Annotated in this window: 20 protein-coding genes and 2 tRNA genes; 9 read left to right on the top strand and 13 right to left on the bottom strand. The window is 31.6% G+C overall.

The annotated features are described in order from the left end of the window. Nucleotides 1–2: 2 nt before the first annotated feature. On the bottom strand, nt 3–1,457 hold the full coding sequence (locus PMT9312_RS01420) for a phosphoglucomutase/phosphomannomutase family protein (RefSeq protein WP_011375843.1): 1,455 nt from the start codon (nt 1,455–1,457) through the stop codon (nt 3–5). 79 nt (nt 1,458–1,536) lie between these two features. On the opposite strand from PMT9312_RS01420, the gene PMT9312_RS01415 reads away from it, so the two are divergent. Next, nucleotides 1,537–2,955: a TM0106 family RecB-like putative nuclease gene (locus PMT9312_RS01415; RefSeq protein ID WP_011375842.1), complete on the top strand. Its 1,419-nt coding sequence runs from the start codon at nt 1,537–1,539 to the stop codon at nt 2,953–2,955. Here PMT9312_RS01415 and PMT9312_RS01410 read toward each other — a convergent pair. Both PMT9312_RS01410 and pyrE read right to left on the bottom strand, forming a co-directional pair. Beyond that, the gene (locus tag PMT9312_RS01410) at nt 2,952–3,788 is read right to left on the bottom strand and encodes a folate-binding protein YgfZ (RefSeq protein WP_011375841.1); all 837 of its coding nucleotides are present in this window, start codon (nt 3,786–3,788) and stop codon (nt 2,952–2,954) included. The two genes, PMT9312_RS01415 and PMT9312_RS01410, sit on opposite strands and share 4 nt — an antisense overlap. A gap of 11 nt (nt 3,789–3,799) precedes the next feature. Further along, nucleotides 3,800–4,360 (bottom strand): orotate phosphoribosyltransferase, encoded by a 561-nt coding sequence (gene pyrE / locus PMT9312_RS01405; RefSeq protein ID WP_011375840.1) that lies wholly within the window; start codon nt 4,358–4,360, stop codon nt 3,800–3,802. Between the two features lie 141 nt (nt 4,361–4,501). Here pyrE and PMT9312_RS01400 point away from each other — a divergent pair. The 3 genes from PMT9312_RS01400 (at nt 4,502) to PMT9312_RS01390 (ending at nt 6,916) form a co-directional block, all read left to right on the top strand. After that, nucleotides 4,502–4,574, top strand: a tRNA-Ile gene (locus PMT9312_RS01400). An 18-nt stretch (nt 4,575–4,592) separates the two neighbouring features. Continuing rightward, nucleotides 4,593–5,861: a hemolysin family protein gene (locus PMT9312_RS01395; protein ID WP_011375839.1), complete on the top strand. Its 1,269-nt coding sequence runs from the start codon at nt 4,593–4,595 to the stop codon at nt 5,859–5,861. 50 nt (nt 5,862–5,911) lie between these two features. Further along, nucleotides 5,912–6,916, top strand: a complete 1,005-nt coding sequence (locus tag PMT9312_RS01390; RefSeq protein WP_011375838.1) for a Gfo/Idh/MocA family protein — start codon at nt 5,912–5,914, stop codon at nt 6,914–6,916. Between the two features lie 25 nt (nt 6,917–6,941). Here the strand turns inward: PMT9312_RS01390 and PMT9312_RS01385 are convergent, their stop codons facing one another. Together PMT9312_RS01385 and tgt are read right to left on the bottom strand one after the other, a co-directional pair. Further along, nucleotides 6,942–7,082 (bottom strand): photosystem II reaction center protein K, encoded by a 141-nt coding sequence (locus PMT9312_RS01385; RefSeq protein ID WP_011375837.1) that lies wholly within the window; start codon nt 7,080–7,082, stop codon nt 6,942–6,944. A gap of 34 nt (nt 7,083–7,116) precedes the next feature. Next, nucleotides 7,117–8,235, bottom strand: coding sequence for a tRNA guanosine(34) transglycosylase Tgt (gene tgt / locus PMT9312_RS01380; RefSeq protein ID WP_011375836.1), 1,119 nt, complete (start codon nt 8,233–8,235; stop codon nt 7,117–7,119). A gap of 98 nt (nt 8,236–8,333) precedes the next feature. On the opposite strand from tgt, the gene PMT9312_RS01375 reads away from it, so the two are divergent. Further along, the gene (locus PMT9312_RS01375) at nt 8,334–9,074 is read left to right on the top strand and encodes an adenosylcobinamide-GDP ribazoletransferase (RefSeq protein ID WP_011375835.1); all 741 of its coding nucleotides are present in this window, start codon (nt 8,334–8,336) and stop codon (nt 9,072–9,074) included. Here PMT9312_RS01375 and PMT9312_RS01370 read toward each other — a convergent pair. Next, nucleotides 9,052–10,188: a sensor histidine kinase gene (locus PMT9312_RS01370; RefSeq protein ID WP_011375834.1), complete on the bottom strand. Its 1,137-nt coding sequence runs from the start codon at nt 10,186–10,188 to the stop codon at nt 9,052–9,054. The genes PMT9312_RS01375 and PMT9312_RS01370 overlap by 23 nt on opposite strands. A 249-nt stretch (nt 10,189–10,437) precedes the next feature. Between PMT9312_RS01370 and PMT9312_RS01365 the strand changes: the two genes are divergently transcribed. Then, nucleotides 10,438–10,806 carry a DUF3155 domain-containing protein gene (locus tag PMT9312_RS01365; RefSeq protein WP_011375833.1) on the top strand — a complete coding sequence of 123 codons (369 nt, stop codon included), beginning with the start codon at nt 10,438–10,440 and terminating at the stop codon, nt 10,804–10,806. Here the strand turns inward: PMT9312_RS01365 and PMT9312_RS01360 are convergent. Then, the gene (locus tag PMT9312_RS01360) at nt 10,803–11,420 is read right to left on the bottom strand and encodes an alpha/beta hydrolase (protein WP_011375832.1); all 618 of its coding nucleotides are present in this window, start codon (nt 11,418–11,420) and stop codon (nt 10,803–10,805) included. The two genes, PMT9312_RS01365 and PMT9312_RS01360, sit on opposite strands and share 4 nt — an antisense overlap. Nucleotides 11,421–11,453: 33 nt before the next feature. Between PMT9312_RS01360 and purH the strand changes: the two genes are divergently transcribed. After that, nucleotides 11,454–13,007 carry a bifunctional phosphoribosylaminoimidazolecarboxamide formyltransferase/IMP cyclohydrolase gene (gene purH / locus PMT9312_RS01355; RefSeq protein ID WP_011375831.1) on the top strand — a complete coding sequence of 518 codons (1,554 nt, stop codon included), beginning with the start codon at nt 11,454–11,456 and terminating at the stop codon, nt 13,005–13,007. A gap of 5 nt (nt 13,008–13,012) precedes the next feature. On the opposite strand, the gene PMT9312_RS01350 is transcribed toward purH, so the two are convergent. The 4 genes from PMT9312_RS01350 to sfsA all read right to left on the bottom strand — a co-directional run bounded on the left by PMT9312_RS01350 (nt 13,013) and on the right by sfsA (nt 17,347). Continuing rightward, complete coding sequence (locus PMT9312_RS01350; RefSeq protein WP_011375830.1) at nt 13,013–13,573, bottom strand: DoxX family protein; 561 nt, start codon at nt 13,571–13,573, stop codon at nt 13,013–13,015. Between the two features lie 104 nt (nt 13,574–13,677). Beyond that, the gene (locus tag PMT9312_RS01345; protein ID WP_011375829.1) at nt 13,678–14,874 is read right to left on the bottom strand and encodes a 4-hydroxy-3-methylbut-2-enyl diphosphate reductase; all 1,197 of its coding nucleotides are present in this window, start codon (nt 14,872–14,874) and stop codon (nt 13,678–13,680) included. Between the two features lie 89 nt (nt 14,875–14,963). Next, a complete protein-coding gene (locus PMT9312_RS01340) occupies nt 14,964–16,427 on the bottom strand; it encodes an ammonium transporter (protein ID WP_011375828.1) in 1,464 nt (487 codons plus the stop codon). 179 nt (nt 16,428–16,606) lie between these two features. Then, nucleotides 16,607–17,347: a DNA/RNA nuclease SfsA gene (sfsA, locus tag PMT9312_RS01335; protein ID WP_011375827.1), complete on the bottom strand. Its 741-nt coding sequence runs from the start codon at nt 17,345–17,347 to the stop codon at nt 16,607–16,609. A gap of 72 nt (nt 17,348–17,419) precedes the next feature. Here sfsA and murJ point away from each other — a divergent pair, with 72 nt between their 5' ends. Then, nucleotides 17,420–19,003, top strand: a complete 1,584-nt coding sequence (murJ, locus tag PMT9312_RS01330) for a murein biosynthesis integral membrane protein MurJ (protein ID WP_011375826.1) — start codon at nt 17,420–17,422, stop codon at nt 19,001–19,003. On the opposite strand, the gene PMT9312_RS01325 is transcribed toward murJ, so the two are convergent. After that, entirely contained in the window at nt 19,000–19,290 is a 291-nt protein-coding gene (locus PMT9312_RS01325) for a DUF3181 family protein (protein ID WP_011375825.1), read from the bottom strand. The two genes, murJ and PMT9312_RS01325, sit on opposite strands and share 4 nt — an antisense overlap. 13 nt (nt 19,291–19,303) lie before the next feature. After that, nucleotides 19,304–19,555 carry a hypothetical protein gene (locus PMT9312_RS01320; protein ID WP_011375824.1) on the bottom strand — a complete coding sequence of 84 codons (252 nt, stop codon included), beginning with the start codon at nt 19,553–19,555 and terminating at the stop codon, nt 19,304–19,306. Nucleotides 19,556–19,643: 88 nt separating this feature from the next. On the opposite strand from PMT9312_RS01320, the gene PMT9312_RS01315 reads away from it, so the two are divergent. Then, nucleotides 19,644–19,717 (top strand) — tRNA-Arg (locus PMT9312_RS01315). The last annotated feature ends 65 nt before the right edge of the window (nt 19,718–19,782 follow it).

The following is a 19,782-nucleotide window of genomic DNA, read 5'->3' as shown; positions in this document are numbered from 1 at the left end:
CCTTATTTTCCTGCCAAATTTATAAATACTTGACCCCACTCTAATAACTCATCTAAATAAGATTCTTTTGGTGCTTCACAATATAACCTTAAAAGAGGTTCCGTTCCTGAAAACCTAAAAAGAAGCCAAAAATTTTTATCAATTCTCAACTTTATTCCATCAATCTTTGAGATACTTTTTAACTTGTGATTATTAATATTCTCAGGAATATTATCTATGATAAATTCTTTTACGTTATTTTTTTCTGACTGATTTGGAAATTTAATATCAATTCTTTTATAAACACTTGGTCCAAAATCTTTTTGAATTTCATCTAAAGTTTCATATAAATATTGAGATTTTTCAGCAATTCCATTTAATAAAACTATCGCTGCATATAGAGCATCTCTTTCAGGCATAAAGTTACCAAAACCAACTCCCCCAGATTCCTCTCCTCCAATAAATATTTTCTCTTTAATCATTTTTTCAGCAATATATTTAAAGCCAACTGGAAGTTCAAAAACATCTCTATTTTGGCTCTCTGATATATTTTTAATAATATCTGAACCACTAACAGTCTTTAAAACTGGATAAGAATTATGGTTAATTTCTCCCAAATAGCTAATAAAGTATGGTAATAAATCTTGTGTACTACAGTATCTACCTTTTTCATCAATTGCCGCAATTCTGTCACCATCTCCATCAAATATAATTCCTAAAGTTTTTACTTCATTTTTTGAATTTTTTATAAGTGTTTCATTTAAGTCATCTAAATAATTTAAAAGAGGCTCGGGAGGATTTCCTCCAAAAAAAGGATCAGCATCTTCTCTAATTTCTGAAACTACTTCTGAATCATTACCACCAAAAATCTCAGCTATGCATTTTGCAGCTGAACCATGCATAGAATCGACAAAAATCCTCATATTCATTTTTTTCAATTGATTAGCAATAAATTCAATATCAAAAAGAGATTTAATTCTATCTAAATGTAACTTCTTAACATCCGCAATTTCATATGAATCCTCTAGTTTATCAATTGCATTACCAAGCATTAATCTTTTTTCAATTTCAGTTGTAAAAGATTCATCAACAGAACATCCATTAAAACTTTTTATTTTTAGACCCAACCAATTGTATGGATTATGACTTGCTGTAATAACTAAAGCTCCCAAACAATTCATTTCTTTAGCATAAAAACTACAAGAAGGCGTTGTAACAAAACTATTAGACAAGATAGGTTCAAAACCACATCCTTTTACGAAAGGAACTATTTGCTTGGCAAATTCAATTGCCATAAATCTACGATCATATCCAATTAAAATTTTCTTTGAATTAACTTCTTTATGAAATTGATAATGCAACTCCTGGCATGCCGCCACTACAACCCTTGAAAGATTGGAAATATTAAAATCAAATCCAATAATTCCTCTCCACCCATCAGTTCCAAATTTTATGTTATCTAATGTTTCACCTGCCAAATTTAAAAGTTCCTTTATTTGTTTTAATTATCTATATTAATTTATATAAGTAATTTTTAAAACTAAGCTTCAAAATAATTTGAATACTCTTTATTTAAAAAGTTTTATAAGATGCAAAAGAAAGGCTTGGCTAGATTTTAAAGGTAATAAATCTTGTGAAATTTGGTCTCCGCATAAAGCCATAGATAAAATTAATCAGTATCACATTTTCTCCGAGTTTTGTAATGGTGATATATATACAGGATTAAAAGCCTGCAAAAAGGGCTCTCAAGGGGTAATTGGACTTAAAATCAAAAAAAATTTATTCCAAAATCTTAATGTAGAGATACAACCCCAATTACTTGTAAAAACTAATGGTAGGAGTAAATGGGGAACATATAAATATCTACCTGCTGTTTATAAATTAGGCCACAAAACTACTAAAGAACATTTATTCGACTTAGCTTTTAGTTCGATTATATTAGAAACTTTTCAAGAATCTAAAATTGAAAAAGGATTGGTAATTTCAAGTTTTGGTAATAAAGTTAGTATTGAAGAAATTTATTTAAATAAGAAATTAAGAAAAAAGGTTTTTAATGTTTTACTAAATCTGAATGCATCCTTGGAGGGATTTATTCCAGAGATAACCCAAGATAGAAAAAAATGTACTATTTGTTCATGGCAAAATTTTTGTAACAAAGAAGCAAAAGAAAATGGATATCTTTCAGATATAGATGGAATAGGATCTAAAACTGCCTTATTACTTAAGGCAAATGGGATATCTAATATTCAAGAATTATCTTCATATAACGAAAAAGAACTTGGAGATAAGTTATCTAAATTTAAAGATCAAAAGTATGAAAAAGCCTCCAAATTTATAAAGCAAGCACAAGCATATATTTCTGGAAAACCATTTTGCATTTCTAATAATAATAATTCTTATGATCTGATAGAAAAAACAAGTTCAGGATTTTATATCTTTGATATAGAGTCTAATCCAGACGTTAGGCATGACTTTTTATATGGATTTTTAAAAATAAATAATTTATCTACAAAAAAAGAAGTTCGAATTTATGAACCAATTTTAAATCTCAAAAATAATAAAGAGGAATCTCACAATCAAATTATTAAAATGCTTTTTTCTAATAAGGAATGGCCAGTTTTACATTACGGAGAGACTGAAAAAATAGCAATAATTAATATTGCTAAAAAATTAAATTTAAGAATTGAGGAAATTGAGTTTCTTAAATCAAGGTTTATCGACTTACATACCTTAATAAGAAAATCCTGGATATTACCAATAAAAAATTATAGCTTAAAAACAGTCTCTAATTGGCTAGGTTTTGAATGGGAACAGAAAGATGTAAACGGATCTAAAGCCCTTTACTGGTGGATTCAATACCAACTTACCGAAAACGAAGTATTTTTAAAAAAAATTATCAAATATAATAAAGATGATTGTTTAGCTACACTACATATTGCAAAATTTTTATTCAAAAATCAGTTAAAAAAAAATTAAAGGAAAATTGATCCTACAGATTTATTTATAATAACTTTTCCAAAAATTTCTGAATAAAAATAACTTACCTCTTCTAAATATTTCTTTTTTATCATAGCTAAGCCTTTTATATGATGATCAGATTTGTGAATACTAGTTATTACGCCGACAGAATTTTCTTTGGCAGGATTTGTATATAAATTTTTATCTTCATATTCGAAATTCAAATTAGAATCAAATGATTGCCAAACTCTTATTTCCTGTTTTAAAGAAGAAACGTTTTTTATTTTTGACATTGTTTCTTGTCCTAAGAAGCAGCCTTTATTAAAGTCTATAAGATCTTGCAATCCCAACTCAAGAGGATTATTTTTCCCATTAATTTCCATATCTAAGGAGGGTATAGCCTGATTAACCTTCCAAAGTTTTAAATCATTAGAATTCAACAAATTTAGTTTATTTTTATATATTTCAAATTCTTTATCATTTTTCTTAAAGAAAATAGGTTGGTAAGTCCTCCATGAACTAATTTCATCAATTTCCTGAATTCTATTTATCGAGAAAGGTTCACTTATAAGTACATCATCAGCTGGGAAAATTATTTGATTAAAATAATCAATTATTTCATTTATGTTGCCGGCTAAGATAATTACTTCTAAGCTTTTTTCTAAAAAAATAATCTCAATTAGTGACCTTAAAATTCCAGTTGGAGTTAACCAACAAGTCTTAGTAACTTTATTTTCTGAATTTAAAATATTGCCTGTAGTAATTCCATTTAAAAATTTTTTAGCATCTTTTCCAGAAACAGAAAAACAATCAAATGTTTCAAGCCAAAAATTTTTTTCTAAATCTTGCATCTTAAAAAAAATTATAAAAAGTCGTTTATTGTAAAAAGACTCTTTAATTTAACATTTTCATCATCAAGAGCTTCATATCCTCCTTCTTGTCTATCAACAATAGACAAAACCTCCTTAACAACATAATTATTTTCACGTAACTTTTTTATTGCCTTTATTACTGAACCAGCAGTAGTGACTACATCCTCTAACACAGTTACCAAAGTTCCTTTTTCTAACGAAGGGCCCTCTATTCCAGCTTTTGTGCCATAATTTTTGATTTCTTTCCTAATTATTAAACCATTAATGAATAGGCCTTGCGAAGCAGCTGAGACGATTAATCCACTTACAAGAGGATCTGCACCTAATGTCATTCCTGCCACTGCTTTTGACCTTGAGTCAATTAACTCTAAAAATAAATCACTTATTAAGTTTAGACCTTCGCCATTTAAAGATACCGGTTTACAGTTCAAGTAATGACTGCTTTTTTTACCTGAAGCTAAAGTGAAGTTTCCTTTCTTATAAGATTTTTCAATTAACTGTTTTAACAATTTTGCTTTATTTAAATCATACTTATCAGAAAAATTGCCCATTAGTAAAAGTTAAATTTATATTTAAAGATTAGAAGAAAAAAAAGAAATCTCACAAAAACTTCCTAATAAGGTGTTTTTTGAAATATTATTTTTATATTGTATATTGAAATTCAATGTAATTAAAATTACATAAACTCCCTTGGGGGTGTAGCAATCTGGTGAATGCACCAAACTCATAATTTGGCTAAGGCGAGTTCGATCCTCGCCACCCCCATTATTTATTTGTCATTGAATGAAAATAACTCTACTTTTATTTCTTTTATTTTTCCCAGCTTTTTTCGCAGCAAGTGAACTCTCTTTTTTGTTAATAAGGCCAAGTAAAGTTTTAAGGCTAATAGAAGAAAAAAAGAAAGGAGCATTTTCAATTTTAAAAATTCAAAAACGATTTAGATCTTCCTTAATTGCTTCTCAATTTGGAGTAACAATTTCATTAATTGCAATTGGTTGGCTAAGTAATAGCATTGCAAATGATTATTGGAGAAGAAATATTTTGCCAAATAGGTTTTATGATCTTCTATTATTTTTGTTTGTGGTTTTAGTTGTTACACTTGTCTCTGGACTAATTCCTAAAGCCCTAGTAATTAATAATCCAGAGTCTGCTGCATTAAGGTTAACCACCATATTCGACTCAGTTAGAAAAGGTATGCAACCTGTTGTTGCGATAATAGAATTCTTTGCCAGCGCCTGTTTAGGTTTATTCAATTTAAATAACAAATGGGATTCTTTAAATTCGGGTTTATCTGCAGGTGAATTAGAAACTCTTATAGAAACAGATAATGTTACCGGTTTAAAGCCAGATGAGAAGAATATTCTGGAAGGAGTTTTTGCTTTAAAAGACACACAGGTCAGAGAAGTAATGATTCCAAGATCTGAAATGGTAACCTTGCCAAAAAATATAACTTTTTCAGAACTGATGAAACAAGTAGACAAGACTCGACATGCACGTTTTTTTGTAATTGGCGAGTCTCTAGATGATGTATTAGGTGTATTAGATTTGCGTTATTTAGCTAAGCCAATATCAAAGAGTGAAATGGAAGCCGATACATTATTGGAGCCCTTCCTTTTACCAGTGACAAAAATAATAGAAACATGCTCATTAGCTGAAATATTGCCAATAGTCAGAGACTATAATCCTTTTTTACTAGTGGTTGATGAACACGGTGGAACAGAGGGGCTCATAACTGCAGCTGATCTAAATGGCGAAATAGTTGGAGAGGAAATGCTTAATAATAGAACTTATTCAGATATGAAAATCTTAGATAATTTGTCTAAAAAATGGTCAATAGCTGGAAAATCAGAAATTATAGATATCAACAAAAAGTTAGGATGTTCTATTCCAGAGGGTACAGACTACCATACCCTTGCTGGATTTCTGCTAGAAAAATTCCAAATGGTTCCAAAAATTGGAGATGTTTTAGATTTTAATAACATTAAATTTGAAGTTATTTCTATGTCAGGTCCAAAAATTGATCGTGTTAAAATAATTCTTCCCAAAAGCTAAATGGTGCTTCCAATAGAGGATAATAATACTTAAATATATGGATTTAAGTTATGCACCCAACCTCATCCCCCGTAAAGGTTGGAGTCATAGGTATAGGAAATATGGGCTGGCATCATGCTCGAGTACTTAGTTTACTTAAAGATGCAAATCTCGTTGGAGTTGCAGATCCAAATGAAGAGAGAGGCAAATTAGCTATTGAGCAATTTCAATGTGAATGGTTCAAAGATTATAAAGACTTAATTCCTAAAGTTGATGCTATATGTATCGCTGTCCCAACACTACTACATCACAAAGTTGGATTGGATTGTCTAAAGGGAGGTTCCAACGTTCTTATTGAAAAACCAATTGCAGCTAACGAGTCAGAAGCACAATCTTTAATAGATGCCTCTAATGCAAGTAATTGTCTATTACAAGTTGGCCATATTGAAAGATTTAATCCCGCTTTTAGGGAGCTAAATAAAATAGTGCATAATGAAGAAATTGTTGTTTTGGAAGCAAGAAGACATAGTCCTCACGCAGATAGAGCAAATGATGTATCGGTAGTAATGGATTTAATGATTCATGATATTGATCTTGTTTTAGAGCTTGTAAACTCAAAAATACAAAAATTAGCAGCTGTTGGAGGCAGAAATAGTGAAGGATTAATAGATTATGTAAATGCCACTTTGGTTTTTAAAAATAATGTTATTGCAAGCTTAACTGCAAGCAAAATGAGCCATAAAAAAATTAGAAGTTTAAGCGCTCACTGTCAAAATGGGCTTGTAGAAACTGATTTCTTAAATCACTCTCTACAAATCCATCGAAAGTCACATGAATCATATACTGCAGAGCATGGCGAATTAGTTTATAGGAATGACGGGTATGTCGAAGAAGTTAGCACAACTTCCATTGAGCCTCTTTATGCAGAATTGGAACATTTTCTTAAATGCGTTCAAGGCAAAGAAACACCTGAGGTAGATGGTGAGCAGGCCTCAAGAGCTTTAAAAATAGCAGATTTTATAGAGAGTGCTGTAGAAAATTCTGGAGATGCGATTTTACTTGAAAATCCATTCTAAGACTAACTATCTAAACGAAAAGATTTTATTTAAATCCAACTGCAGCTTGCCAAACAAATACCAATAAAAAGAAAAATAAAGGTATTAATGGAAGAACATCAACAGTTGGAGCAAAAGCCTTGTAAGCCTCAGGCAATTCAGCGAATGTATTAAATAGAATGAGCACCTTTTTTAATAATTTAATTAATTATGATAAGACGTTACCACGTATGGTGAGCAATAGAGGCTGTTTTCCAAGGAGCGAAATCAATTGTAAAACAATTATCTTTAATTGCATTAGAAATGGCATTGGTAAATCTTATTAAATGAGCAATATTATGCAAACTTATTAAGGTGAGACCTAATATTTCATCATTTCTAATTAAATGATGCAAATATGCACGAGAATAGGACTTACAGGTTTCGCATTTACAAGTTTTATCAATCGGAGAAAAATCATTTTTAAATCGAGCATTTCGCAAATTCAATCTTTGATCATTAAAAAATGCAGTCCCATGTCTTCCTAGTCTTGTAGGCAAAACACAGTCAAATATATCGAATCCTTTAGCAACAGCTAAAGAAATTTCTCTTAAAGAGCCAATTCCCATTAAATATCTTGGTTTATTTATTGGTAAGAATTTCGGGATGTAATTAATTACACTATGTATTTCTTCGACTGCCTCTCCAACACTGACACCCCCTACCGCTATTCCAGGCAGATCAAAAGAACTTGTAAATTTTGCGCTATATTCTCTTAATCTAGGATACTTACCACCTTGAATTATTCCGAATAATGCTTGATTTGATTTCTGATGAGTCTCAACACATTTTTGCAACCAAGAATGAGTTCTTAGTAAGGAGTCCTCTATATCATTTTCATTAGCTGTATGCGGAGGGCAATGATCAAAAGCCATCGCAACATCCGAGCCAAGATCCATTTGAATCTGCATTACTTTTTCGGGTGATAAAAATACATGACTACCATCTCTTGGATTTTTAAATTCCACACCTTTATCAGAAATATTATTTAATTTAGCCAAACTAAAAACTTGATATCCACCTGAATCAGTAAGAATAGGCTTAGGCCAATTCATGAACTTATGTATTCCACCAGATTCTTTAACTAGTTTTTCTCCAGGTTGCAAATGAAGATGGAAGGTATTTGAGAGAATCATTTCTGATCCTGTAGAGGTTAACTGCTTAGATGAAATTCCTTTAACCGTTCCCAAAGTACCCACAGGCATAAATCTTGGAGTGTTTACCTGACCATTTGGGGTATGAAATATACCAGTTCTTGCATCTGTATTACTGCAATTCGATGTAATTTCAAATTGAAACACGATAATTTATAAAAATTTTTAATCCTTTTTTATTAATCTACCCTATTATTTAATATTGAATCTATTTTCATATCATCAAAAAATATTTAATAAAAAATTTGGCAGGATCTTGGATTTTCTATACAACCTTTCCAAAGATACCTTTTATTAATCCCGAATTTAAAAATATTGCACAATTTGCGCCGCCTTTGGGATTTTTTATTGGAACAATACAGAGTTATATTTTTATTTTTTTAACAGCAAACTCTTGGTCTATCTATGCATCTACATTAATTTGTTTGGCTTCAGGATATTTAATTACTGGCGGTCTACACCTGGATGGTTTAATGGATACTTTCGATGGTATTTTTGCGGGCAAAAAGAAACGTTTAAAAGCTATGAAAGACAGTAAAGTTGGGTCCTTTGGCGTTCAGTCGTTAGTTTTTATAACTTTAATTCAGATTGCTTGCATACTCAAAATTCAAAACCAAATAATTATTGTTTTACCAATATGCTTATTTTGGGGGAGATTTTCAAATTTATTTTTTATAGAAAAATTTAAATATATGAGTTTCAAGAAAAAATCTATTAGTCATAAAAAGTTTTGGAATGGATTTAAAAAAGAATCTTTGATTTCCATTATTTTTCTTTTAATTTTTATTGCATACCAATTAGTGTCAATTACAACCCAAGCAATATTAATTAAATTTTTATTTCTTATTTTGATTGGTACTTTCTTAAGTTATTCTATTCCAAACATGCTGGGTAATAAAATTGGAGGCTTCAATGGAGATGCCTGTGGTGCGAGTGTTGTACTTGTTGAAACTGCAATGTTATTTATGCATTCAATTCTTTTATAGGAAGCTCTAAGTAGAAAATATTTTTCTTCTTAAGATTTTTTAATTCCTCAGTATTATCAATTGAGTAATTTTCCAGCAATCTCAACTCTCCTCCAATTTGTTTTGCTAATTTTCTCGCTAAAAAAAGTCCCACACCAGTACCATCCTTCTTCTTAGCGGCAGATCCTCTAAAGCCTTTTTGAAAAATCTTCTCATTTTCATTTTTGGTTATTTTTTTTCCATCATCAAATATGCACATACCTTTACTCGTAATGGTGAGTCCAATCTCAGCATCTTGTTGGGCATATTTAAACGCATTTTCTAATAAATTAGCCACAATTTCAGCAATTACAGCATATTTTGCCTTTAATGGCGATAAAGTCCAACGTGGCCAAAGAGAAGGTTCAGTCCAATCTCTATTCTCTAAGTTCGCATTAGCTTTACCCCTTTCTAAAATTGGCCTCAATAAACTCTGAACAGTTATTACCTTATTATTATCTAAATTTGGTGGTAATAATAATCTTTCTTCTCCAATTTCTAAAGGAAGTTGAATAGATGTATTTAATTTCGCAAAAGAGTCCATATATTGATTAATTTGTTTTTGCTCTATTATCATGCGTTCGACTATCTCAATAGAATCATCATCTGAACCAAGTTTTTTTATTAGTAATTTTGCATATGTCCTGAGAGCAGCCAATGGATTCCTCAATTGATGGATTATGACATTGACCTGATTTTTTAAATAATTGATTTCTTCATTTTTATTTTGACGTTCTAATTCGATAGAAACGCATTTAGCTAAAGATATTGATAGTGCTTTTAATCTAGAATCAAGAGATACTGGCCAATTCCCCCCTTTCAAATCAGTTTCTACCCTAAGGACACCAAGTAGAATATCGTTTTCTTGAAGCGGGTACCATCTTCTATTAGGAGAAGAAACTTTGAGTGAAGGATCATCTTCTATTGATATTAGAAGCCTATCAATTTGTGGCCATTGACCAATCATTTCAAAAGATGCTTTAGTTCCTTGGTTAGCTGAAGCAAGATACATAACTAAATGAGTAACTCCCATTGAGCAACCAAAACTCTCTAGCTGTTTTATGACTAGTTCTTCAAATTTTTTTGAGAGATTCATAACTAATAAAATTTTGAGAAATTTTTAGAAAAAATTTGAAAAGGGCTTGTAAAATATGAAAAAAGTATTAAGATATATAAAGAGGTCTGACTTTAGCCAGCCTTAAATATGAACATTTAATCATATTTTAAGCTACATCAGGGGTTGATGGGTCCTCTATGTAATTTGAAGTGAATTCAAAATCACAGATATAAGATTAGTAAAAATAAATAAGACTAATCTCATTAATAATTTCAGGAGTACCAATCAATGTCAAAAAAAAGAAAAAGAATCAGCAGAAGAAGATTGGCTGGCCAAAGGGTAATGGCACATGTACCTATTTATCATATCGAAACTGGCAAACATAAACCAGTTACAGCAGCAAGAAGATTCATAGCTGAAAATGGTCTCTCTGCGCCTTCAGTTTTCAATGTCCGAAGAAATGAACATACCACTGATAGGTTTTTTTGGGGTGAAAAAGGATTATTTAGCGCCCAATATGCTGAAGAAAATCATTTTTTATTTCCATCACTAAAATTCGTAGTTGAAGGAATTGGTGAAGAAAAAATATTTGAGGGTCTAGAACTTACTGCAGATGATTGGGAAGAAATTGAAGAATACGAATATGCTTTTGTTTAAAAAATATTATTTATATTTGAACTTATAAAATTAATTAAATTTGAATCAATTTGATGGAATCCATCGAATTCTAATAATTCGCAAAATTTAGAAGACTTACTTTTTACCTTTTCATAAATAATCCGAGAAGCATCTATAGGCACGACATCATCAAATAAACCATGACTAATAATCAATGGTGGGCATTTTTCTCCAGGAACCCAGTTTGGATGAGGATAACCACTACAAGCAACAATCAATCCAAAATTTAATTTGAATCCTGCATCAATTGCCATTGCCGCCCCCTGAGAGAAGCCCAACAAAATTGTTTCTCTTAGTGAAATCTGATCAGTATCAAATTTTTTTAATGTACATAAAAGTTGATTTACTTCAACTTCAGCTCCATTCCAATCATGTGGGTACAATCCATACCACTGTCTTCCCTGACCACTTGGATGAACTCCAGGAGCCCTCAAAGAAATTACCTCAAAATCAAGATTTATTTTATCTGTCATCTCCTTTCCAAATATTAAAAGGTCATCTGAATCGGCTCCCCAACCATGTATCAAAATAATTCTATGAGTTGCAGTTTGAGAGCTAATCGAGACAAATTCATGATGGATATCGTATTTCATGTTTATATTCTTAAGTAAATAAACTTTCTCATAATGTCACCATTAGCTTTAGTAAGTGTCTCAGATAAAAAACATATAGTCCCATTTTGTATGGAATTGGTAGAACAATTTAATTATAGAATTCTATCAAGTGGAGGAACTGCCAAACATCTAATAGAGGCAAATATTCCAGTTATTAAAGTTGCAGATTTTACTAATTCTCCAGAAATCCTTGGAGGAAGAGTGAAAACTTTACATCCAAAAATACACGGAGGAATATTAGCTAAAAGAACTGATGAAGAACATAAAAGAGATATAGAAGCTAACGATCTTGAGTTAATTGACTTAGTAGTTGTCAATTTATATCCTTTTAAGAAAACTGTAGAACAGGGATCTAAATGGGAAGATTCTATTGAAAATATCGATATAGGAGGGCCATCAATGATTCGTTCTGCAGCTAAAAATCATAAAGACGTTTCTGTTTTAGTCGATCCTAGTCAATATCAGAATTTTCTTGAAGAAAGTAAAAAAGGTGAGTTAAAGGATTCATATAAAGCACAATTAGCCCTTGAAGCTTTTCAACATACAGCAGACTATGACACTGCAATATCTAATTGGATAAGTAAAGAAAGAGGTTTACAATCCTCTAAATATATTGAATCTTATCCACTAATCAACACCTTAAGATATGGGGAGAATCCTCATCAAAAAGCTTTGTGGTATGGTTTGAGTAATATTGGATGGAACTCAGCAGAACAATTACAAGGTAAAGATTTAAGTTATAACAATTTATTAGATCTTGAGTCAGCACTTTCAACAGTTTTAGAATTTGGCTATGCAGAAAAAGATGAACTTACTACAGATACGTTTGCATCTGTTATTCTAAAACACAATAATCCTTGTGGTGCCTCTATAAGTAATTCAGCCTCTCAAGCATTTTTGAATGCTTTGGAATGCGACTCAGTTAGTGCATTTGGAGGAATAGTTGCTTTTAATTCAAATGTTGATAGTGAAACCGCAATTAACCTCAAAGATATTTTCCTAGAGTGTGTCGTAGCTCCATCTTTTGATGCGGAAGCTTTAGAAATTTTAAAAATCAAAAAGAATTTAAGAATTTTAAAGTTATCAAAAGATCAACTCCCAAAAAAGAAGCAAACTTCTACTAAATCAATAATGGGAGGATTACTTGTTCAAGACACTAATGATAGTGAAGATAAAACTGAAAGTTGGATGTCAGTAACTAAGAATAATCCGAGTAATCAAATGAACTTAGATCTAAATTTTGCATGGAAAATTTGTAAACATGTGAAATCGAATGCGATTGTTATTGCAAAAGACCAAAAAACTATTGGTATAGGAGCTGGACAAATGAATAGAGTTGGAGCAGCAAAAATCGCATTACAAGCAGCTGGAAAGTTATGTTCTGATGCTGTCTTGGCCAGTGATGGGTTTTTTCCATTTGCAGATACTGTAGAACTTGCAAATGAGTATGGTATAAAAGCAATTATCCAACCTGGAGGGAGTCTAAGAGACCAAGAAAGTATTGATATGTGTAATTCTAAAGGAATCTCAATGGTAATTACGCAAAAAAGGCATTTTTTGCATTAGGTTAGTTATGTTGATTTTGGATAATATGTAATCTTGTTAGTCTTTCTGAATAAAGAGAGCCTGCCTGGACCTGCGCATAGAAAATAGAGAGAAATAGCACCATATATAAAAGACAATTCGAAGGCATAATTATGACCTTCAACCACTGCAAGAGGAAAACCTTCTAGTCCAGTATCTAGGAGATGAAAATAAACGGCAAATGCCATTGTGGATAATAACCCAAGAGAAGAAAGCCTCGCAAAAATACCTATAGCCAATCCTACTGGGCATACTAATTGAGTGATCGCTGCTCCAAAAGTCCAAACGACAGGATCACCTGGCAAAAATGGGAAGTACTTACCAACTACAAATTCAGCAAAACCCTCTGGATCCTGAAGTTTCTCTATACCATGATGAATCATTAAGGCACAAAACCCAATCCGTAAAATAAAAATTGATAGTTCTCCAAGGATATTTACTTCAGAGCCGGAAGATGAATTAGCAACTACAACTTCAACTTTTTGCGGAGCTTTAGTTCTGTTCATACTGGCTGTTTGAACCTGATTAGTTTGTGTTTTGTCTTCCATACTTCATGAATTTTTAATTATTCTAGTTAATAAAGTAGATCTTTTGGAAAGATATGAGTAATAAATTAAAAAAACTAAGCATATTTATAAATAACGTTGCAACTTCAAGAAGCTATAACAGTCAACTTTTCTATAACATCCGCAACAACTTTATCAGGAGTAGATGCACCTGATGTAATTCCGACATTAATATTTCCACTAGGTAAAAAATTATTTTTAAGTTCTAAATCTAATCCTAGTGGTTTATGTAATATCGAGTTTTCTTCAACTGATATCCTCTCTGGGGTATCTATGTGAAAAGAAGTAATATTTTTAGTAATTGCTATTTCTTGTAAATGAGTAGTGTTTGAAGAATTAAAGCCGCCTATAACTACTAGAATATCAAGGTCTTCATCAACCAAAGAAAACATTGCATCTTGCCTTTCTTCAGTTGCATCACAAATTGTATTAAATGCTAAAAAGTGACTATTTAGATTTTCTGGTCCAAATTTTTTTAACATCGTTTTTTCAAAAACCTTTCCAATTTCCTCAGTCTCACTCTTAAGCATAGTTGTCTGGTTAGCAACTCCCACTCTATCTAAATCTTTATCGGGATCAAATCCATCAGAACAAGCTTTAGCAAATTTGTTCATAAACTCATTTCTGTTTCCTCTGCCCAGAATATACTCAGATATATAATTTGCTTCTTCTAGATCAAGTACAACTAAATATTTACCTGCAAATGAGCTGGTAGCAAGAGTCTCTTCATGCTTAAATTTTCCATGAATAATAGATGTAAAAACATGCTTTTTATGTTTCTCGACAGTATGCCAAACCTTAGAAACCCAAGGACAAGTTGTATCTATAATATGACATCCTTTCTCATGAAGGAGTTTCATTTCTTGAACAGTAGCTCCAAAAGCAGGCAATATAACTACATCCCCATTAGAAACTAACGAAAAATCCTTAATTCCATTTTTAGCTGAAATGAACTTTACATTCATTTTTCTCAAATGATCATTAACAGAAGGGTTATGAATTATTTCGTTTGTTATCCAAATATTCTCATTAGGGTAATGTCTCCGAGTTTCATATGCCATTGCTACAGCTCTTTCAACTCCCCAACAGAAACCAAAGGCTTTGGCCAATTTAATATTTAGTCGGCCTTTGTTGTAGGTAAAACCATTATCTCTTATAGAACTTATCAAATCACTTTGATAAGCTTCTTCTAAAGCTTGAGCTCTTTTTGTTGGAGAATCGAAACCCCTTCTATTATATCTGTCAGAATGATGCAGAGATCTTCTAAAAGCTTGAGTATCCATCTTTAAATATTACAACATTTTAAATAATTTTTTGTAAAAAAAAAGAAACCTGACATAAGTCAGGTTTCTAAAATTAATTTTAAGTTAGATTATTTAGCAGATGCAAAGTCTGGATATGCTTCCATTCCGTGCTCTCCTATATCAAGACCTTGAGTCTCTTCCTCTTCAGATACTCGGATTCCACCGAATAATCCTCCAATTACAGACCAAGCAATCCAACAGGTAACAAGAGTCCAGATAGCATAAGCTGCTGCACCAAGTGCTTGAACAAGAAGTAATTTAATACCTCCACCATTAAGTAGTCCAATACCTAGTCCACTTCCTTGCATTTCAGTTCCCCAAAGACCAATGACTATGGTTCCCCATACGCCACAAACTCCGTGAACAGAAAATGCACCTACTGGATCATCAATTTCAGCTGCATCAAGAGCGGCAACAGAAAATACGACAATAATTCCACCAACTAGTCCAGCGAACCATGCTCCTACAAGAGTCATATCACCACAACCGGCAGTGATACTTACTAAACCGGCAAGGATGCCATTAATGATCATTGTAAGATCAGGTTTTCCTGATGTTAAAGTAGAAACAATAGTTGCTCCAATAGCTCCGGCTGCTGCTGCCAAAGTGGTAGTTACAGCAACGTAAGGTACCCATTGATCCATAGCAAGTTGAGAACCTGGATTAAATCCATACCAACCTATCCATAGAACAAGAGCTCCTAAAGTAGCAATTGCCATATTATGTCCAGGCATAGCCTGAGGCTTTCCATCTGAGTATTTACCAATTCTTGGTCCAAGAAGCATAGCTCCAACAAGACCTGCCCAAGCTCCAACTGAGTGAACAATTGAAGAGCCTGCAAAATCAATAAATCCAAGCTGATCAAGCCAACCACCATTCCACTTCCAACTACCAGCTATTGGGTAAATGAAAGCAGTTAAAACGATGGCAAATACAACAAATTCTCCAAACTTAACTCTTTCTGCGACGAGACCAGAAACAATAGTTGCTGCAGTTCCAGCAAAAGCTGCTTGGAAGAGGAAGTCAACTGTTGGTACTAATTCTGCTCCTTCAATCATTTCAGCAGTAACTGTTGGATCAAAGAATAAGGAATTAAAATAAAGTATTCCAGGAATTATTTCCTTTCCGTAATACATAATTCCAAATCCAATAAACCAATATGAAGTAACTGCTAAAGCAAATACAAAAAGGTTTTTGGCGAGAATGTTGACAGCATTTTTAGATCTACACATACCGGCTTCTACCATAGCGAAACCAGCATTCATGAAGATAACTAAAATTGTTGCAACAAATAACCAAAGGTTATTTGCTAAAAATGCTGCATTAAGATCAGGAAGTTCTGTTGCATGAGCAGCAACATTAAAAAGTCCTAATCCAAAAAGTGCTAAAGGAACAGTTGCAAGCCACAACATGGAGCGGTTTGAACTAAATCCTCGAATACTCCTCAAAAGGAGCATAGGTCCATTTACAAGACTTGCGTCTTGTAATCTGGTCCTAGAGCGCCTTTGAGGCGTTTGCAAAGCAGTGGTCATAAAAAAAAATTAGATCTGCAAAAAAACAGTTTGTTCTGTTTCCTTTCATATTCAATTTTGCTCAAAAAACTTATTAGTGTCTAGTAGTCGTTGCTACCAATTTTATAGTTGCATCCTAAATTTATATTTGTTAAATTAAAAAATTTTTTTTATTAATTTCAAAATATCAAGTTTTTAATTTATTTCAAAGGTTTAATTCCATTCCATGTTATGTGGTCTTTGTGAAATTCAAACGAGCATGGGATTGGTATCATACCTGCACTAAAAGATTCTCTAAAAAGATTGCCATATAAGGGATCTGCATCATCTCCAGGGGAAAAGAAACAAGCGTCTTTTCTCGTAATACAAAGTATTAAAATACTTTTACTTGCAGGAATTAATTCCTTTAATTCTATAAGGTGTTTTTGACCTCTTTTCGTTACTGTATCTGGGAATAGAGCTACATTTCCTTTCATCCAGGTCGTATTTTTAACCTCTATATATATGTTACGTTTATCAGGATTTGAAGATTTTGGAGTTAAAAAAAAGTCAATTCTGCTTTTTTTATCTTTTCCATAAGGCACTTCAGCTTTAATTGTCTCTATTTCTCCAATTATTTCGTTTAACAAATTTTTCTCAATAACCTTTTTGATCAACTTATTTGCAAATAGGGTATTAATTCCAACCCAAACCTCCTCATTTTTTGCATCTAAAACACATATCTGTTCCCAAGTAAAAGGTAATTTTCTTTTAGGAGAAGGGGAAACACTCATTCTTACTTTTGCTCCCTCGGTCAAAAGTCCTTTCATTGGTCCTGTATTAGCACAATGAGCAGTTACTACCTCTCCAGTCTCTAATTCAATATCAGCAAGAAACCTTTTATATCTATTAATTAAAACCCCTTCAATTAATGGATCAAATTCAATTATCCGATCATTCATAAAATATGTCGTTATTTAAAAATCAAATATAATTGAAACTTAATCTTATTGAAAAATTTTTGATATAGCCAAATGCATTCATTTTTTAAAAATAATGTTTTTTCAATTTCATTTGGTACTAGTCTTAGTAAATTAGCGGGATGTATAAGACAAATATTTATAGCTGCTGCTTTTGGGGTTGGGGTAACTTACGACGCATTTAATTATGCCTATATAATTCCTGGTTTTTTGCTAATAATCATTGGAGGAATTAATGGCCCTTTACATAATGCAGTAGTAGCAGTTTTAACTCCTCTTAACAAAAAAAATGGAGGGATTGTTCTTACTCAAGTAAGCATAAAACTTTCAATATTATTATGCAGTTTAGCTATATTGATTTACTTTAATTCCAATTTATTAATTGATTTATTAGCCCCCAATTTAAGTTACGAAGCTAAATCTATTGCCACTTACCAATTAAGAATACTTACACCTTGTATACCATTATCTGGCTTTATAGGTTTAAGCTTTGGAGCCTTAAATTCTCAAAGAAAATTCTTTTTATCAAGTATAAGCCCAGCCATAACAAGCATAACTACAATTTTTTTTATTCTATTTAGTTGGATATTCAACACAGAAAATTCATCTTCAAATTTCCTCACTTATTCGGGGTTACTAGCTTTTGCAACTTTGACAGGAACTTTTATTCAGTTTGTTGTTCAAATTTGGGAAATAAATAAAAGCGGTCTCTTGAGATTAGAGTCAACTTTCCAATTGTTTAAAGATGAAGAGAGAAGAATTTTCAACCTAATTTTTCCAGCATCTATCTCATCAGGTCTAAGTCAAATTAACGTTTTTATTGATATGTTTTTTGCTTCCAGTTTTCAAGGAGCAGCATCTGGACTAGCTTACGGAAATTTTCTTATACAAGCCCCATTAGGCATATTATCCAACTCTTTAATTTTGCCATTACTTCCAAAATTTTCTAAATTGAGAAGTTATAAAGACTCCAGAGGATTCCAAAAAAAATTAATCTCTGGAATAGAGTACTGTTTCTTGACAACTATTTTTTTAACTGGATTTTTCATAACCTTCAATAACCAAATTGTTCAATTAGTTTTTCAAAGAGGAGTCTTTGATTATTCAGCCACCTTAAAAGTGAAGAATATATTAATTGCTTATGGATTTGGAATACCTTTTTATCTTTATAGAGATTTATTAGTAAGAACTTACTATTCAATAGAAAAAACAAAATTTCCTTTTAAGTTGTCATTCGCAGGGATCATATTTAATATCTTTTTTGATTGGTTTTTAATTGGTGCACCAATTAAGAATTTTGGAAATCTTTCACCATATAATTTTGGAGTTGTAGGAATAATCTTATCTTCAGTAATAGTCAACTTTATAGTTTGTATTTTGCTTTCTTTAAATCTGCGAAATGAAGATATCCATTTGCCTAACTTGGATTTATTGAAAAAAATTACTCTGATGTCATTAGCATCATTTTTAGATAGTACACTTTGTTTGACTATTTTCAAAACTAAGAATAACTTTAATTCAAATTTTGGAGGATTTTTATTATTAATATTTGGATCTCTAACTTTTTTTGTAATTTATTTTTTACTTACAAAATGTTTGAACGTAAATAAATTTAAAATTTATCAAAAAAAGATTTAGTTATTAAAAAAACTTTCCAAAATTTCCTCTAATTCAAGAATTTGTGCGGAAGTTATTAAATTAATAAGTGGAATACTTTTAAGTCCATCTCCTACTTTTACATTAATTGCTTTCAAACTTATTTTTGCAGCCTCTAATGTGCCTTGATCTTTATTGCTTATACATTCAATAGCAAGATTTCTAGCTAGGCCAGCATCTCCAAGATATAAATTCCACTTTTCTATTTTTATATAAACCTTTTCTGAAATAATATTTTCTAGATCACTTATGCTTATCTGAGAGTCCATAAATAAAATTGATTTAAGTTGATTGTTTTTCTAAATCTCTGGGTTTTTTTATAATTACAAAAATTAAGTGGGAAGCTAAAAGAATTGACCAGAAAATAGCAAAATTATTAAAAAAAGCCATTTCATATTTAATTTCTTTTAAAAGCCAAGTACCACTTACAACCGCAGTAAATATCATGCAGTGAATCACAAAATTTACTATTCGAGAAAAATGCTTGTAGATGGGATCTTCTAAATCGCCGTTTCCGTACCACTTTATGGGCATATTTATAATAATGAGATTGTTAATAATAGATATTTTACCTGAAATCTAGTTGACTAAGATACCCTGAAACAGAGATATTACAAATTATGCGCCTGTAGCTCAGTGGATTAGAGCACCTGACTACGGATCAGGGTGTCGGGAGTTCGAATCTCTCCAGGCGCGTTTAAAAATATGAAATATCCTTTTTATATTTTTCCAAAAATTTCGTTTATATTATGAGTATTACT

This window comes from Prochlorococcus marinus str. MIT 9312, assembly GCF_000012645.1.
Classification (GTDB): domain Bacteria; phylum Cyanobacteriota; class Cyanobacteriia; order PCC-6307; family Cyanobiaceae; genus Prochlorococcus_A; species Prochlorococcus_A marinus_L.
The sequence above is the reverse complement of the archived record's forward strand: the minus strand, read 5'-3'. Positions and strand labels throughout refer to the sequence as shown.